Genomic DNA, 16,269 nt, shown 5'->3' on the forward strand with positions numbered 1-16,269 from the left:
TAGCCGCGCCTGCGAAGACCCGCCGTGCAGGGCCGGGCGCTAATTAGGGACATGCAGGCAAGATGACCGTCATCAAGACCGCCGATCTGATCGAGAGCGTCGCCGACGCGCTCCAGTTCATCAGCTATTACCACCCGATGGATTATATCCGCGCGCTGGGCAAAGCCTATGACGCCGAAGCCAATCCGGCGGCGAAGGACGCCATTGCCCAGATTCTGACCAACAGCCGCATGTGCGCCGAAGGGCATCGCCCGATTTGCCAGGACACCGGCATCGTCAACGTCTTCATCAAATGGGGCATGGACTGCCGGTTCGACGACAACAGCCGTTCGATGCAGGACGTCGTGGATGAGGGCGTGCGCAAGGCTTATCTCAACCCCGAAAATCGCCTGCGCGCCTCGATCCTGCGCGATCCAGCTTTCTCGCGCGTCAATACGAAGGATAACACGCCCTGCGTGCTGAATGTCGAAATGGTGCCGGGCAACAAAGTAACGGTGGACGTCGCGGCCAAGGGTGGCGGGTCGGAGAACAAGACCAAGTTCAAGATGATGAACCCCAGCGATTCGATCGTCGATTGGGTGCTGGAGATGATCCCGCAAATGGGCGCTGGCTGGTGCCCGCCGGGAATGCTCGGCATCGGCATCGGCGGCACGGCGGAAAAGGCTGTGGCGCTGGCCAAGGAATCGCTGATGGAGCCCATCGACATGGGCGAGCTCAAGGCGCGCGGGCCGCAGAATGATATCGAAAAGCTGCGGATCGAAATTTTCGACAAGGTCAATGCGCTCGGCATCGGCGCGCAGGGCTTGGGCGGGCTTTCGACGATCCTCGACGTCAAGATCTACGACTATCCCTGCCATGCGGCGGGCAAACCGGTGGCGATGATCCCCAACTGCGCCGCGACCCGCCATGCGCATTTCACGCTCGATGGCTCCGGCCCCGCCTATCTGGAAGCGCCCAAGCTTTCCGAATGGCCGCAGGTCGACTGGAAACCCAGCAAGGAAGCGATCCGCGTCGATCTCGACAATCTGACGCCGGAAGTCGTGCAGAGCTGGAAGCATGGCGACCGCCTGCTGCTGAACGGCAAGATGCTGACCGGCCGCGATGCCGCGCACAAGCGGATCGCCGACATGCTGGCCGCAGGCGAACAGCTGCCGGTCGATTTCAAGGGCCGGGTCATCTATTATGTCGGCCCGGTCGATCCGGTGCGCGATGAGGTAGTCGGCCCGGCCGGTCCCACGACCGCGACGCGCATGGACAAGTTCATGGACATGATGCTGGAACAGGGCCTCGCCGCCTGCGTCGGCAAGGCGGAGCGCGGCCCGGCGGCGACCGATTCCATCGCCAAGCATAAGAGCGCCTATCTGATGGCGGTCGGCGGCGCGGCCTATCTCGTCGCCCGCGCGATCAAGGGCGCGAAGGTCGTGGGCTTTGAAGACCTGGGCATGGAAGCGATCTACGAATTCGACGTGCAGGACATGCCCGTCACCGTCGCCGTCGATAGCGAAGGCCAAAACGTCCACCGCCTCGCCCCGCTGGTGTGGCAGGAGAAGATCAAGAAGGAAGGCCTTCTCGAAGGGGCATGACCTTTACATCCTCCCCATCGAAAGATGGGGAGGGGGACCACTCGCATAGCGAGTGGTGGAGGGGAAATGCGCGATGCCGCCGCGAAGGAAAACGGTCGACAATGCGCGCGGGCTCCGGCGAGAGATGTCGCCACCAGAAGTCGCGCTGTGGCAATGGCTGCGGCAACGGCCAAGCGGATTGAAGTTCCGCCGCCAACATCCGGTGGGGCCTTATGTGCTGGATTTCTACTGTGCTTCAGCCCGCTTGGCGGTTGAGATTGATGGAAGCGGGCATGATCACATCGAGCGGGTCACGCATGATGAGCGGCGCGACATTTGGCTGCGGGCGCAGGGGTTCAGGGTTCTGAGGATCAAAGCTATCGATGTTCTTACCGATCTGGATAGCGTGATGCGGCATATCCTGAAAAACTGTCGCGCCTTTCCCCTCCACCAGCCGGAGGCTGGTCCCCCTCCCCATCTCGCGATGGGGAGGATTAAGTGATCACCTCGCCCATCTGGCTCCCAGCCACCCTGTTCGCTGGCGCTATGCAGGCTTGGCGCACGGCGGTGCAGAGGCGGGTCAGCCATAGCCTGTCGATCAACGCGGCGGGGCTGGTCCGCTATCTTTACGGCCTGCCCTTCGCGCTGTTGCTGCTGACCGGCTACGTGCTGACAGGCAACGCGCCCCTGCCTCACCCCGACCCGTCCTTCCTATTGTTCTGCATCGGTGGCGGCCTTGCGCAGATCATCGCCACCAACCTGCTGATCATGGCCTTCGCCCACCGCAATTTCGTGGTTGGCACCGCTTATTCCAAGACGGAAGCGGTGCAGGGCGCGGCGCTGTCCTTCCTGTTGATGGGTGAGCGGCTCAGCCCACTCGCCTGGGCGGGCATCGGCTGCGGCGTTGTCGGAGTCATGCTGCTGTCGACCGGCGGCAAGCGCATGGGGCCAGCCGATTTCCTCAAGGCGCTCGGTCAGCCCGCCGCGCTGACCGGCATCGCGTCGGGCTTCTTCTTCGCGCTCACCGCCATCGGCATCAGGCGCGCGACGCAGGAAGTCGGCGGCAGCGACCCGATCCTGGCCGCCCTCGTCGTACTGGTGGCCACCGTGTCACTCCAGACGCTGATGCAGGGCGGTTATCTGCTGCTGCGCGAACCGGCGGAGATGCGGAAAGTCTTCGCGAGCTGGCGTATTTCAGGGCAGGTCGGCTTGCTCTCGGCCCTGGGATCGGCCTGCTGGTTCACCGGATTTGCGACCGCCCCCGTCGCGCTGGTCCGCATCGTGGGTCAGATAGAGGTCGCCTTCACCCTGGGCTTTGGTCACTTCTACCTTGGAGAGCGGATGACCCGCGGCGAGGTGATGGGCCTGTTGCTGGTCGGAAGCGGCGTGGTGCTGGCTCTGGCCGGTTCGCTATAGCTTCGTGGGGATGGAGGGCAGCAGCCCGGCACCCACGCAAGACTTCGCTCGATCACCATAGCATCGCTTACCGCTTCGCCCCCATACGAGGCTGCTCGCAATTCACGGCGTCAGCTTCGCGAAGCTACCTGCGAAGCCAAAGCCGACAAACAAAAAGGGCGGCCCCAATGGGACCGCCCTCCTGTGTTTCAGATCCCGAAAGGATTAGAAACGGAAGCCGATGCCGACAACGCCAGCGTCACGGCCGCCAATGCCAGCTTCATACTCGGTGCGCTGATATTCAGCCGAGATGTAGGTGTTGCCGGTGATGGCATATTCCAGGCCGCCACCGAAGCGGACGCCTTCGAATGCCGCGCCGCCGACACCAGTGGTTTCAATGCGAGTGCTGGCATAGCCAACCTTGCCGAACGCCAGGACCTGCGGGGTCAGGACGTAGCCCAGACGCACCGAAGCGGCGAGATCGCGGCTCAGGTCCGTACCCGGAACGTCGGTGGTGGTGTCGCCCAAGGTCACTTCCGGACCAAAGGTGATCGACGGGGTCAGGGCGATGTCGTAGCCAGCGCTCACGCCATAGCTCACGCCTTCTTCGTCGCCGAAGCTGTCATAGCCAACGGTCACGCCAGCGCGGGGGCCGGTGAAGGGAGCAGCGTCCTGCGCGAAAGCGGGAGCCGAGAAAGCGGCAGCAGCAGCAACAGCTGCGAAAATCACAGTCTTCATAATGTCCTCATGCGGTAAGATGTGCATCATCCAGGAAGCGGATCGCACTCTTGATATATAACAGGCATGGTATCGAAGCATTCAGCTTCGAGCGTCGCTATGAAGTGACCCCTTTACTCCATCCCTGCTTGCCCCGATCTTGCGTCGTAAGCGAGGGCGCATATGGCTGTCTTTGATCAATGTTGCAATATCGATATGAAGATTGTCGATGGATGATGCTATTTCGCAACAGTCATCTTTTCTTCACCATCTTATTCCCCCATTTTCCGCCACAGCGTGATCTTGAGGCAAGGCCGAGCGCTCCTATCCACAGAGAATGTGGCCAGAAGATGAACCGGGACCTCATTTCGGATACGTTCTGATCGCTACGGCAGCTTTTGACGCGACTGATGCAAAAGGGTAACAGCAGGACGATGGACAGCGGTCCTACCCCCTCAGACGACAAGCCGCCGCCGGTACTGCGCCACCGCTGGCCGGTTCGGCTGTGGCACTGGATCAATGCCGGACTGCTCTACATCCTCTTCACCAGCGGCCTTGGCATCTTCAATGCCCATCCGCGCCTTTATTGGGGGCAGTTCGGCGCGAATTTCGATCATCCATGGCTGAAGCTGGAGCGCTTTGGCAGGTGGGTGACCCTACCCGCCCATTATGATCTGGCGATGTCGCGGCACTGGCACCTTACCGCAGCGCCGATCTTCGCCTTTGCCTTGCTAACCTACATGCTTTGGGCGCTGCTGGGCCGCCATATCGGCCGCGACCTCGCCTTCCGGAGGGGCGAACTGGCCCCGCGCCATGTCTGGCAGGACATTATCGATCATGCGCGCCTGCGCTTCCCGACGGGTCAGGCGGCACTGCGCTATAATGTCCTGCAAAAGGCGAGCTATATCGCGATCATCTTCGTCGCCCTGCCGCTCATCATTCTCACCGGCCTCACCATGTCGCCGGGCATGAACGCCGCCTGGCCTTGGCTGGTCGATCTGTTCGGCGGGCGGCAATCGGCGCGATCGATCCACTTCATCACCGCCTTCACGCTGGTCGCCTTCTTCCTCGTCCACCTGACCATGGTGCTGTTGGCAGGCCCGGCGAACGAATTGCGATCGATCATCACCGGCCGCTACCGCTTACCGGAAGAGCGGCCATGAGCCTGATCCTCAATCGCCGCACGCTGATGCTCGGCGCGGCGGCCACGCTGTCGGGATGCGACCGGCTGGGGCGCAACGAACATGTGCGGGACGCGCTATTCTCTGCCGAGAATTTCCACAAATGGGCGCAGCGCAACCTGATGGCGCGCGACGCGCTGGCGCGGGAGTTCAGGCCTGACCAGATTTCTCCCTTCTTCCGGCCCAACGGAACCGCCAATCCCGACACGCCCGAATATCGCGCCCTGTGGCGGACGGGCTTTGCCGATTGGCGGCTAAAGGTCACGGGATTGGTCGGCCGCCCTCTTTCGCTATCCCTTGCCCAGTTGCACAACCTTCCGCATCGCGAGCAGATCACGCGCCATGACTGTGTCGAAGGATGGAGCGCGATCGGCAAATGGCGCGGCGTGCCCCTCGGCCTTGTCCTGGACGCCGCCCGAATGAGCGACCGCGCGCGCTATCTCGTCTTCAAATGCGCTGACTTCATGGGCGACGGGCGGCCCTATTATGAAAGCATCGACATATTCGACGCGTTTCACCCGCAAACCATCCTCGCCTTCGCGCTCAACGACCAGCCGCTGAGGGTAGCCAATGGCGCGCCGCTGCGACTGCGCGTCGAGCGGCAGCTGGGCTATAAGCAGGCCAAATATTTGATGGAGATTAAGGCGGTCAGCACCCTCTCCGGCATCGGCGACGGCAAAGGGGGCTATTGGGAAGATCGCGCCAATTATGATTGGTATGCAGGCATTTGACGGGCGCTGCATGACCTGACAATTTGCCGCCCATGAAATTATTCGATCGCGTCATCAAGCGGCTTGTCACACGGGGACAGCTGACCATCATCTATCACGACGGCAGGAAGGTGACGGCGGGTACGCCCGATCCGGCCTTCCCCTCGCTCGCGCTGAAGTTCCGCGACGCGCGCGTGCCCTTCGACATCATCAAGGACCCGCGCCTTGGCATGGCGGAGGCCTATATTGACGGGCGCGTCACAATCGAAGGCGGCGGGATCATGGAACTGATCTCGCTGATCCGCGCCAACAACAGTTGGGAAAGCGGGAAGTCGATCAGCGACAAGGGGCGGCTGAAACGCGGGTTCAAATCGATCCGCCAGACGCTCTGGCGCGCCAATCACCGCGCCCGGTCAAAAGCGAACGTCGCCCATCATTATGATCTGTCCGGCGCCCTCTACGCCCTCTTCCTCGATCGCGACCGCCAATATAGCTGCGCCTATTTTCCCGACGCGGACAATGATGCGGGGATCAGCCTGGAACAGGCGCAAGAGGACAAGAAAGCGCATATCGCGGCCAAGCTGCATCTGAAGCCCGGCATGAAGGTGCTGGACATCGGCTGCGGATGGGGTGGCATGGCTCTATATCTGCACCGCACCTGCGGCGTCGATGTGACCGGCATCACCCTGTCGGAGGAGCAATTGAAGGTCGCGCGGCAGCGGGCGGAGGAGGCCGGCGTCGCTGACCATGTCCGTTTCGAGCTTATCGATTATCGCGATATAGAGGGGCCGTTCGACCGGATCGTGTCGGTCGGCATGTTCGAACATGTCGGCACGGCCCATTACCGCACCTTCTTCGACAAGTGCCGCGATCTTCTGACGCCCGATGGGGTGATGCTGATCCACACGATCGGACGCGTCGATGGGCCGGGCATCACCGACGCCTTCACCCAGAAATATATCTTCCCCGGCGGCTATATCCCCGCCCTGTCCGAAATGATCCAGGGCAGCGAGGGCACGCGCCTCATGGTGACGGATGTCGAAGTGCTGCGGCTGCATTATGGCCTGACCATCCGCCAATGGTATGCCCGCGCGATGGCGCGCCGGGCGGATATCATCGCGCTTTATGACAAACGCTTCTTCCGCCTGTGGACCTTCTATCTGGCGGGCGCGGCCACGGTGTTCGAACATGGCAGCATGGTGAACTACCAGGTTCAATATACGCGCAATCGCCGATCCCTGCCGATCACGCGCGACTATATGGTGTCTGCCGAGGACGAACTGCGCGGCAAATAGTCCCCCTGAACGCTGGCTGACAGCGCCGTTCCCGGACGGTTCAGTCAACCAAGTGCATCTTCTCATCCGTAGCCCCACTGAACGCCATGCGTCCGGGGGTGCTAGTGAGGAGAGAGAGGAAATGAACATCTTCGTGAAGGGCGCGACCGCGCTCGGATTGGCGATTACCGCGCTGGGCGCGACTGCCGCGCCCGCCCAGGCGCAATATCGCGGCGGCTATTATGGCTATGGCGACCGCGACTGGCGTGATGGGCGCCATGACCGCGATTGGGACCGGCGCAACGACCGCCGTTGGGACAACGACCGCCGCTACTGGCGCGATGGACGGCGGAGCCATTATCGCTATCGCCAGCGCTGCTGGACCGAATGGCGCTATGATTATTATCGCGACCGGGACGTCCGCGTGCGCATCTGCCGCTGAGGCATAGCTGTCTGACTTGGAGCATCGTGCCTCTAATCTGAATCACCCAACCCCGTTCGGGCTGAGCTTGTCGAAGCCCTTTACTTCCTAAAAAGAAGTAGAACCCTTCGACAGGCTCAGGGCGAACGGAAATAGGAGGCAGTGCCGATAAACGCACGAAGCTCCGGGCACAGAAACACTTCCGCAACCCGATCCCTGATTGAAGCGGGGATCAGGTTGCGGCATCCTTGGTCGCATGAGCGATCCCATGCCCGTCATCCAGAGCCTGCTGTCTGGGCTCCCCATCTTCCTGCTGCACCTCGCCTCCGCAACGCTGGCCTGGCTCGCGGCGTTGGCGCTTTATATGTGGATTACGCCGCACGACGAATTCGCCCTGATCCGCGCGGGGAACGAGGCCGCGGCGATATCGCTTGGCGGCGCCGCGATCGGGCTGACCATTCCGCTGGCGCTGTGCCTTGCCGGGTCGGTCAATGTCTGGGACGTGATCATCTGGGGCAGCGTCACACTGATCCTGCAACTCATCGCCTTCCGCTTCGTGGATTTTCTGCTCGGCTCCCTGTCGGCGCGGATCGAAGCGAATGAGCGGTCGGCCGCCGTCTTCCTTGCCATGATGAAAGTCGCGATCGCCTGCCTGACGGCGGCGGCCGTGGCGGGCTGAGCCATGGCGCGGCGGAGCGTCGGCTGCCTGCCGCTGATGCTGGGCGTCATATTGACGATCGCCTGGATCGGCGAGGTGACGCAACCGACGCCGCTGCGGGTCGAAAGCTTCGATCCCCGATCGCCCCGGCGCCCGATGCCGCAATGGAGCGATGAAGCCTTCGTGATCGAGGATCGGGCGGCCGCGCCATCCGACAGCATGGGCACTGCCTTTGCCGTCGATCGCGACGGGGCCTGGCTGACCGCCGAGCATGTCACCCATGACTGCTCCCGCATCGGGCTGGAGGACGGTGGCGTCGCGCGCGCCGTGTCCCGCATCGTGGAGAGCCGGGAAGCCGACGCCGCGCTGGTCCGCGACGGCCTGCCCAGTGATCACGCGCTGCCATTGTCGGATCGCGTGCCCGCACCCGGATCGCTCGGTTTCCACATGGGCTTCCCTGCCGGGCACGCGGCGCTTGTCGTATCGGAACTGATCGGCGCGGCCAGCGCCCGGCGCGGACGGACGGAGGAAACCCAGCCGGTGCTCGCTTGGGCAGAGGTCGCGCGCCTGCCCGAAAGCGACGACACATTGTCCGGGATCAGCGGCGGCCCCGTCTTTGCCGAAGATGGCCATGTCATCGGCGTCAACAGCGCGGCGACCGACCGGCGCGGCCGCATTCTGACCACCGCGCCCGACGCCATGATCCGGCTGGTTCACGCCAGCCGCGCCGTCAATGACCAGCCGGTCGCCTACCCCTTCGCCGGGCTGGCCGATGCCGAGACGCGCTTTGCCTCCTGGCTGGAACAGGGGGTGATCCGGCGCATCTTCTGCGACGTCGACGAAGCGCCCCGGTTGACGGCGGCGCGGCCAAAAGGCTAGGCGGCGCGAAACGAAGGATCTGAAACAGCCATGAGCGACACGCCTCCCGACCGCCTCTCCACCAACCCGCGCAGCCCCCATTTCGACATGGACGTGCTGCAACGGGGCATCGGCATCCGCTTCAAGGACCGCGTCCGCAACGATGTCGAGGAATATTGCATTTCCGAAGGCTGGATCCGTGTCGCCGCCGGCAAGACCAAGGACCGCCACGGCCAGCCGCTGACGATCAAGCTCTCCGGCCCGGTGGAAGCCTGGTTCGAGCGCGGGGCCGACGGCGAAGAGGAAAAGGCCGCCGACGCGGAATAAGCTGGCCTATCCTCATAGGACCGGCACTTCCCAATAACTTCCGTTCGCTTCGAGCGAAGTCGAGAAGCGGTCGCACATAACGTGCCCCCAACTTCGCTCGACACGAACGGAGGTCGCTCAAACCCGTCAGCGCAGCCGCGCATCCCGTTTCACATCGGCGATGATGTCGCGTAGCGATCGTCCCGAAGGTGTGGCATCCGCGAACTGGATCGCCCGCATATCCATTTCCAGCTTCGGCTCATGCGCAGCCTTGCGCAGTGAACGGCCAAGGCTCACAAGGCGCAGAGAGGGCTCCTCTCCGTCAGCCTTGATCACCGCCTTTGTCGGCTTCCAAGCCTCCGCATCCGCCTTCGCGAGCCGCACGCTCGTACCAAGCGCCGGATCAGGCTCGAACGCATGCAACTGCGGCTTGTCCGGATAGATAAAGCCAAAGGTCGGATTGGTCCGCGCGCCCATCTGCCCCGTCGGGCTGTGCCACACGCGCACCTGGCTCCAGTCGCCCGCCTCGGACACGTCGAGCGCCAACACATCTTCCTCGATCGCACCGGGCACCGACCAGTTGGCATGACGGATCAGCACGTGCCGGTCGTCCAGCACCTTGCTGACCACCGCGACATGGCCAAGGGTCATCGGCCCATAGGGACGGAAGGTCATGACGGCGCCGCGCCGGGGCACATGCCCACGCGCATAGCGGTCCTCCGCCTGATCCCACCAGGTCAGCGCATCGCCCCGGATATTCACGCCGGACACGATCCGCGCATAGGGCACGCATTGCAAAGCGGTTGCGCCGAATACCGGCGTGGCGACCAGCGCCGCCAGCAGCCAAGCCGCCCCGCGAACATATCGAAACATTATTTGCGACCTCAAACCACTGAGAATCGCCCCACCGCCGCTAAGATTATCCGGCGGCTCTTATGAACTGGTTAAACTGTCAGAAAGCAGCGCCAGCGGCGGCAGCGGCCGGGTTCACGCGATCGGCCATGGCGATCTGAACCGGCGCGGCCTCACCGGCATGGCCGGGATAGATGAAGCCCTTGGCGGCGTTCGAACGCAGGCCAAGGCCGCCGATCGGGCCGTACCACACGCGCACGTCCGTCCAGTCATTATTGGGCGACACGTCGATGGCGCGGACATTGCGCTCGATGCCGCCGCGATAGGACCAGTTGGCGTGGGTCAGCAGCACTTCGCGATCGCTGACCACCTTGCTGACCATGGCGACATGGCCGACGGGCATGGAACGGCTGGCGGCGAAGGCCAGGACGGCACCTTCACGCGGCTCATGCCCACGGTCATAGCGACCCTCGGCCTGACCCCACCAGGTGTTGGCGTTGCCATAAAGTGCGATGCCGGAAACCTGACGCGCATAGGGTGCGCACTGCAGAACGCCAGCGGCGGCAGGGGTCACGATCAGGGCGCCGAGCGCAAGCACGACAGTCGCGATAAATGCGCGAAAAGCACCGACCATGTGTGAAACGACCCCCGACTTGTTGTGCGTTATCAACCCCGTGGCGTCTTTAGCGCAGAGCCAGGATGAGTTGAGAAGCGCCAAGCGGTGAATTGTTGCGGAGGCGGGTTAACCTGCGGAACGAAAAAGCTGGCCCGCCGTTACCGTTAACCGTGTTGCTAGACCCAACTCGTTGAAAAGACTATCTTCGGTCCCCGTCATCCACACTTGCCCGCCCGTTTTTCTTAACCGGCCGAACAACGCAGCTCGCCGCGACGGGTCGAGGTGAGCCGCCACTTCATCGAGCAGCAAGACCGGCGGCTGGCCGCGATGAGCGGCGACCAGTGCGGCATGGGCAAGCAGGATGGAGAGCAATAGCGCCTTTTGTTCCCCGGTCGAACAGAGGGCCGCCGCTTGCCGCTTGGCCGCATGGATGACCGACAGGTCCTGCCGGTGCGGCCCAGACAAGGTCCGCCCCGCCGCAGCATCCCGCCGCCGCTCCCGCGCCAGCCGCTGCGCAAGCGCAACCTCGCCCTCCTCCTCCCCGTCGATCGCCAGCAGCGGGCGGGCAAAAGGCTCATCGGGCTGGCCAACAAGTTCCACGCCCAGCCGGGTAACGAGATCAGCACGCGCGGCGGACAATAGCGCGCCATGCTCCTCCATCTGCGCCTCCAGCGCCGTCAGCCATGACGGGTCGGCGCGCGGCAGGTCCGACAACAGCCGATTGCGCGCCCGCATCGCCGCCTCATAACGGGCGCTGTGCACAGCATGTCCCGGATGCAGCGCCAGCGTCAGCCGGTCCAGAAACCGCCGCCGTCCGCCGGGGCTATCCATGAACAGCCGGTCCATCGCCGGGGTCAGCCACACGATCGCCAAATGGTCGGGCAGCGCATTGGCCGAGGACGCGACGCCCCCGATCCGCACCTGACGCCGATCGGGCGCCTGAGCCGAAGTGCCGGTCCCCAGCACCACCCCGTCCACTTCCGCCGCGATGCCGAAGCTACCCGGCCCACCCTGACGCGCCATGTCGCGCAACGCCGCGCCGCGCAGGCCGCGTCCAGGCGCCAGCATCGACACCGCTTCCAATATGTTGGTCTTCCCCGCGCCATTTTCGCCGGTCAGCACGATGAAAGCATGATCGGGAAGGATCAGCGCATCCGCATGATTGCGGAAATCGCTCAAGGTCAGGCGGCCGATCATCGCCCCGCTCTAGCGACGCTCGCGACAAACGGAAAGCGCTTCAGCAGCGCTTGCGCGTCACAGCCGCCCCGTCATTGATGATCGTGAGTTCGCGGCCACTGGCGGACGGGCGCAGTTCCAGCTTCTTGGTCCAGCTGTCCCCCTCTCCGGTAAAGGCGGCATCGACCTTCACCTTGCCGCCGACTCCGGTCGCAACTCCCGTCACCGTCCCGACGCTTTCATGGAAGATCAGGCTGTCCGATGTCACCTTGAGTTCCAGTTCAGCCGACCGATCGCCGCAACGGTCGTTAAGGCCGGTCCAGCTCCCCTGTAACGCCGCAGGAATTGCGCCAGCATGCGACGCGGTTCCCGTCCTGTCAGCAGCGGCGGAAACAGATGCGTTGTCGCCCGGTTGGGGCGGCGTCTCATTGCCCGCCGCCAGCGTTTCATCCTGCGCAGGCGTTTCATTGCTGACATCATAGGTCGCCTGCTCATCGACGATGTTGGTCGACATGCGGGGCTTTTCCCCGCCCTTGTCGTCACATGCGGCGAGCAACAGCAAGGGCATGGCAAAAAGCAGGCGCATCCGTAATGAACCGGCGGGGCGGTGAAGGGTTCCAGCTACAGGCTTGCCAGCGGCACGGCTTGGGGCCATCACCCTTGCTCTGCCGCAAAGGATGGAGACGGGTGATGATGAAGCGCGCGATGATCGCAATGGCCCTTGCCGCCACCATGTTGGGATCGACCGGCGCCGTGGCGGCGCTGTCTGCCGGTGCCAAGGCGCCCGATTTCACCACGCGCGGCGCGCGGGCGGGCAAGACATTCACCCTTACCCTGTCCCACCAGTTGAAGCAGGGCCCGGTCGTCCTCTACTTCTTCCCCAAGGCTTTCACGCCCGGCTGTTCGGCCGAAGCGCGCGAGTTTGCGACGCATATCGATGATTTCAGGAAAGCGGGCGCGACCGTGATCGGCATGTCGGCAGATCCGGTGGACGACCTTGTCGCCTTCTCCACCAAGGAGTGCGCGGGCAAGTTCGCGGTCGCCTCGGCCGGGCCAGACATCATCGCGGGCTATGACGTCGCGCTCAAGATGGCGCCGGGCATAACCGACCGCACCTCTTACGTCATCGCGCCCAACGGTCGGATCGTCTTCGTCCACAGCGAAATGAATTATACCGGCCATGTAAAGAGCACCCTTGCTGCCGTACAATCGATGAAGGCGAAATAGGAAACGCCTACCCCGTCTCCCCCCACCTCCGTTCGCTTCGAGCGAAGTCGAGAAGCGCTGACGCATCCTATGTCTCGACTTCGCTCGACACGAACGGGCATCACCCTTATCCGACGCCCTTCACATAGCGCCCAAACCACTCCAGCGTAGCTGCCCAGGCTTCCTTAGCCGCCGCCTCATTATAGCTGGGTCGATAGTCGGCCATGAAGCCATGATCAGCGTCCGGATAGACCGTAATCGCATCCGGCGGCGACTTGCCTGCCTTCATCAGCGCCGCCCGCATCGTCTCGACGTCAGCGACGGGGATGCCCTTGTCCAACCCGCCATATTGTCCCAGCACCGGCGCCTTCAGCGCAGCCGCCTGCTCCACCACGCTCAACGGCTGCAACGCTGTCTTCTCACTGACCAGCCGCCCATAGAATGCAACGCCTGCATCCAGTTGCGCGCTATGCGCGGCGTAGAGCCAAACGATCCGCCCGCCCCAGCAGAAGCCGGTAATGCCCCGCCGTGCCGCGTCCCCGCCATGCTTGCCCACCCAGTCATAGGTCGTGTCAATGTCGGACAACACCTGCGCATCGGGCGCCTTCGACACGATGCTGCTGATCAACTGCTGGATATCCGCGATCTTGGTGGCATCGCCATGCCGCGCGAACAGATCGGGCGCGATCGCATAATAGCCTGCTCGCGCAAAGCGGCGGCACATGTCGCGGACCCATTCATGGACGCCGAAAACTTCGTGCACCACGACGATGACCGGCGCGTTCTTCGCCTTTTCCGGCCGCGCCACATAGGCGGGCATGGCAAAGCCATCACTCGCCGCGATCGAAACCGTCTCCTGCGTTAGTCCTTCGCCCGATGTCTGCACGGCGCTGCTCGACACCGGACGGCATACGGCGGCGAAACCAGCCGCGAAGGCGCCGGTCATCAGCAGCTTGCGCCGGTCGAGCCCTGTGCTGTCGATCCAGCTGCGGTCTTCGGGCAGGCGATCCATGGGGCCGGGTTCTGCATTCTCACTGCTCATCGCGCTTCCTCTCCGCAGCCCCCCGGCCGCCGCAGATTATCGGCCCGTCCGCCCAGCGCAAGCGGTCAGGCCAGGAAATCGCCGCCCGCGATTCGCTCCAGCCCCGCGACGTCGCGCGCATAGACATAAGTCCATGCACGAACCGCCCCCGCGGCGCTGCGCACCTCGATCCGCTCCCGCGCAAATTCATGAGGCGCGGGAAAATGCGCCGCGCACTCCTCATGCTCGTCAAGGATGGCAAGGATGCCGTCAGGATCAGGCAACCGGTACAGCTCACCCGTGACAATTCCGTCAGCATCGGGAACGAAGCCGGGATAATAATCGATCCGGTAAAGCGCACCGCTCGCAATGGCAGCACCCGCAAATTCCGCCACTGATGCCAGCCAGCGAGCCATATCCCCTGAAAATCCGGGCCGGAGAGACCCGTAGACGAATAGCAAAGGCTGGCTCATTGCGCGTAATCGCTAGCAATAAAAAAGCCGCCCTGACAATAGCCGGGCGGCCTTTTTGAAATTCCCCCAAGACGAGGAATAAAGGGGAGCGATTAATCGCTCAGGCGAAAAGCACCGAGTAGAAGGTCAGCATCTGCGCACCGACCGCAACCATCAACGCAACGCCCTGCATAGTGTGCCGCATGTTTCGTTTCCTGCAATTTTTGTTTTGCGCCCTGTTTGGACAAGAACGCATATGATGGAACACGCCCTTTGCCTCAATCGCAAAGGACGCGTTCGCAGTTGCAGCAAATGCAACAGCCCTGTCACCCCAATGCAACGATCATCGCTTGGGCCGCGGCGGGCGCACGCACTTTGGCCCCGCTGATGTAGAAAACGAAGACGTCACCATTATCCGCCATCGCTCGCGCCTTTTTTGCCCAGCCGCCAATTTCCCTGGGCGAATAGCCGGTCGCTTCCTCCTCCCGCGTGCGCATCAGGCGGCAATAGGAAAAGCCCACATCATGGCCGACAATGGCAGGATATTCGTCATGGTCGGCCAGCACCACCGCCGCACCCGCATCGCGCGCCAGTTGCAAAAAGGCGGGATCATCGAAACTTTCGTGCCGCACCTCCAGCGCATGGCGCAGCGGGACGCCATCGACGCTATCAGGCAGCAGCTTCAGGAAAGCACCGAAATCTTGCGGCTCGAATTTCTTGGTCGGCATGAACTGCCACAGGATCGGACCCAGCCGATCGCCGAGTTCCGCGATCCCCTGCCCCACAAACTTGCCGATCGATTCCCCAGCCTCCGCCAGCACGCGGCGATTGGTGCAGTATCGCGACGCCTTCACCGCGAACTGGAAGCCGTCGGGCACCGCCTTGGCCCATTTCGCGAAGGTCACGGGCTTTTGCGTGCTGTAATAGGTGGCGTTGATCTCCGTCGCGGTCAGATGCTGGCCGACATAGGCCAGTTCATCCTTCTGCCGCAGCCCTTCGGGATAAAAGGTGCCGCGCCATGGCTCGAACGTCCATCCGCCAATGCCTACCCTGATGCGTCCCGCCGCCATGGCACTCTCCTTTCAGCACTTATCCTGACGGCTGAACGCTGCCCGGAACAGAGGAAATGTCAGGAAGCCGCCTTGCGCCGCAGGCCGATCAGCCAAGGCTTCACCCCGCGCGTCGGCCGCGCCGTTCCATCCAGCCGCTTTGCGCGAATGATCGTCACCGGCTTAACGATCATCTGCCCCCGCATCGGCCCCGATCCGCAACAGGTCGGCATGGCCAGGATGCGGCGCACGACATCCATGCCAGCAACCACATGGCCGAAAGCGGCATAGCCGATATAGTCCCCCCGCGCGTCCATATTGGGGGTGGCACCCGCCGTGATGAAGAAATTGCCCATCGCCGAATTCGGCCGGTTGGGCCGCGCCATCGACAGGGTCGCGTCGAGATGCCGGATGCCGGTCTTGCTGGTCGGCTCATGCGGGATCGGCGGCAGGGACCGGCGCGCGTCGGTATCGATCCCGCCTTGGATCAGCCCCAGCCTCGCATCACTCTTGCGCCGCGCCGCCCGGTAAAAGGTGACGCCATCGAACCGGCCATCATCGACATAGGTAAGGAAATTAGCCGAAGTGCTCGGCGCCCGCTTATTATCCGTCGCAACAATGATCGTGCCCACCGATGTCTCGATCGCCACGCGCGTATAGCCGGGCGTCGCCCGATTGCCCGGCATTCCCCACGCCGCCGCCGGAAACACCATCAACAACAGGGCAAGTGCGCGCAACAGGGCAGCAGAAATCGGCGGTCTAACCAAGGATCTATCGTCTTCATTCCAAAGCGCACGGGCGATGATCGCGCTACA

At 63.2% G+C, this 16,269-nt stretch carries 20 protein-coding genes; 11 read left to right on the forward strand and 9 right to left on the reverse strand.

Going from position 1 to position 16,269, the window contains the following annotated elements; translation table 11 throughout:
- Positions 1-62: 62 nt before the first annotated feature.
- From ACYU81_RS05890 to ACYU81_RS05900, 3 genes are all read left to right on the forward strand, one after another.
- Positions 63-1,583, forward strand: a complete 1,521-nt coding sequence (locus ACYU81_RS05890; protein ID WP_460986832.1) for a fumarate hydratase — start codon at positions 63-65, stop codon at positions 1,581-1,583.
- Between the two features lie 124 nt (positions 1,584-1,707).
- On the forward strand, positions 1,708-2,064 hold the full coding sequence (locus tag ACYU81_RS05895) for an endonuclease domain-containing protein (RefSeq protein ID WP_449474255.1): 357 nt from the start codon (positions 1,708-1,710) through the stop codon (positions 2,062-2,064).
- A complete protein-coding gene (locus ACYU81_RS05900; protein WP_460986833.1) occupies positions 2,061-2,978 on the forward strand; it encodes a DMT family transporter in 918 nt (305 codons plus the stop codon). The genes ACYU81_RS05895 and ACYU81_RS05900 overlap by 4 nt, the downstream gene beginning before the upstream one ends.
- Before the next feature lie 204 nt (positions 2,979-3,182).
- On the opposite strand, the gene ACYU81_RS05905 is transcribed toward ACYU81_RS05900, so the two are convergent.
- Positions 3,183-3,695, reverse strand: a complete 513-nt coding sequence (locus tag ACYU81_RS05905; RefSeq protein WP_460986834.1) for an outer membrane protein — start codon at positions 3,693-3,695, stop codon at positions 3,183-3,185.
- A 413-nt stretch (positions 3,696-4,108) separates the two neighbouring features.
- Here ACYU81_RS05905 and ACYU81_RS05910 point away from each other — a divergent pair, with 413 nt between their 5' ends.
- From ACYU81_RS05910 to ACYU81_RS05940, 7 genes are all read left to right on the forward strand, one after another.
- Positions 4,109-4,837 carry a cytochrome b/b6 domain-containing protein gene (locus ACYU81_RS05910; RefSeq protein ID WP_460986835.1) on the forward strand — a complete coding sequence of 243 codons (729 nt, stop codon included), beginning with the start codon at positions 4,109-4,111 and terminating at the stop codon, positions 4,835-4,837.
- On the forward strand, positions 4,834-5,586 hold the full coding sequence (locus ACYU81_RS05915) for a molybdopterin-binding protein (protein WP_460986836.1): 753 nt from the start codon (positions 4,834-4,836) through the stop codon (positions 5,584-5,586). Before ACYU81_RS05910 ends, ACYU81_RS05915 begins: the two co-directional genes overlap by 4 nt.
- 32 nt (positions 5,587-5,618) lie before the next feature.
- Positions 5,619-6,860, forward strand: a complete 1,242-nt coding sequence (locus ACYU81_RS05920; protein WP_460986837.1) for a class I SAM-dependent methyltransferase — start codon at positions 5,619-5,621, stop codon at positions 6,858-6,860.
- Between the two features lie 121 nt (positions 6,861-6,981).
- On the forward strand, positions 6,982-7,281 hold the full coding sequence (locus ACYU81_RS05925) for a hypothetical protein (RefSeq protein WP_460986838.1): 300 nt from the start codon (positions 6,982-6,984) through the stop codon (positions 7,279-7,281).
- A gap of 235 nt (positions 7,282-7,516) precedes the next feature.
- Complete coding sequence (locus tag ACYU81_RS05930; RefSeq protein WP_449474264.1) at positions 7,517-7,939, forward strand: DUF350 domain-containing protein; 423 nt, start codon at positions 7,517-7,519, stop codon at positions 7,937-7,939.
- A 3-nt stretch (positions 7,940-7,942) separates the two neighbouring features.
- Positions 7,943-8,797, forward strand: coding sequence for a S1 family peptidase (locus ACYU81_RS05935; RefSeq protein ID WP_460986839.1), 855 nt, complete (start codon positions 7,943-7,945; stop codon positions 8,795-8,797).
- 30 nt (positions 8,798-8,827) lie between these two features.
- Entirely contained in the window at positions 8,828-9,103 is a 276-nt protein-coding gene (locus tag ACYU81_RS05940; protein WP_460986840.1) for a DUF3297 family protein, read from the forward strand.
- Between the two features lie 126 nt (positions 9,104-9,229).
- Here ACYU81_RS05940 and ACYU81_RS05945 read toward each other — a convergent pair whose 3' ends face one another.
- The 4 genes from ACYU81_RS05945 to ACYU81_RS05960 form a co-directional block, all read right to left on the reverse strand.
- Positions 9,230-9,955: a CHAP domain-containing protein gene (locus tag ACYU81_RS05945; protein WP_460986841.1), complete on the reverse strand. Its 726-nt coding sequence runs from the start codon at positions 9,953-9,955 to the stop codon at positions 9,230-9,232.
- Positions 9,956-10,034: 79 nt separating this feature from the next.
- Positions 10,035-10,568 carry a CHAP domain-containing protein gene (locus ACYU81_RS05950; RefSeq protein WP_460986842.1) on the reverse strand — a complete coding sequence of 178 codons (534 nt, stop codon included), beginning with the start codon at positions 10,566-10,568 and terminating at the stop codon, positions 10,035-10,037.
- 108 nt (positions 10,569-10,676) lie between these two features.
- Positions 10,677-11,747 carry a DNA replication/repair protein RecF gene (gene recF, locus ACYU81_RS05955; RefSeq protein ID WP_460986843.1) on the reverse strand — a complete coding sequence of 357 codons (1,071 nt, stop codon included), beginning with the start codon at positions 11,745-11,747 and terminating at the stop codon, positions 10,677-10,679.
- A gap of 40 nt (positions 11,748-11,787) precedes the next feature.
- Positions 11,788-12,312, reverse strand: coding sequence for a hypothetical protein (locus tag ACYU81_RS05960; RefSeq protein ID WP_460986844.1), 525 nt, complete (start codon positions 12,310-12,312; stop codon positions 11,788-11,790).
- Between the two features lie 107 nt (positions 12,313-12,419).
- Here ACYU81_RS05960 and ACYU81_RS05965 point away from each other — a divergent pair, with 107 nt between their 5' ends.
- Complete coding sequence (locus tag ACYU81_RS05965) at positions 12,420-12,953, forward strand: peroxiredoxin (RefSeq protein WP_460988120.1); 534 nt, start codon at positions 12,420-12,422, stop codon at positions 12,951-12,953.
- A 106-nt stretch (positions 12,954-13,059) separates the two neighbouring features.
- Here the strand turns inward: ACYU81_RS05965 and ACYU81_RS05970 are convergent, their stop codons facing one another.
- From ACYU81_RS05970 to ACYU81_RS05985, 4 genes are all read right to left on the reverse strand, one after another.
- Positions 13,060-13,974 carry a dienelactone hydrolase family protein gene (locus ACYU81_RS05970; protein WP_460986845.1) on the reverse strand — a complete coding sequence of 305 codons (915 nt, stop codon included), beginning with the start codon at positions 13,972-13,974 and terminating at the stop codon, positions 13,060-13,062.
- Between the two features lie 65 nt (positions 13,975-14,039).
- A complete protein-coding gene (locus ACYU81_RS05975) occupies positions 14,040-14,426 on the reverse strand; it encodes a gamma-glutamylcyclotransferase family protein (protein ID WP_460986846.1) in 387 nt (128 codons plus the stop codon).
- 305 nt (positions 14,427-14,731) lie between these two features.
- On the reverse strand, positions 14,732-15,475 hold the full coding sequence (locus ACYU81_RS05980) for a DUF72 domain-containing protein (RefSeq protein ID WP_460986847.1): 744 nt from the start codon (positions 15,473-15,475) through the stop codon (positions 14,732-14,734).
- A 59-nt stretch (positions 15,476-15,534) separates the two neighbouring features.
- The gene (locus ACYU81_RS05985) at positions 15,535-16,167 is read right to left on the reverse strand and encodes a peptidylprolyl isomerase (RefSeq protein WP_460988121.1); all 633 of its coding nucleotides are present in this window, start codon (positions 16,165-16,167) and stop codon (positions 15,535-15,537) included.
- Positions 16,168-16,269 lie beyond the last annotated feature (102 nt).

Source organism: Sphingobium sp. TomTYG75, from assembly GCF_054771635.1.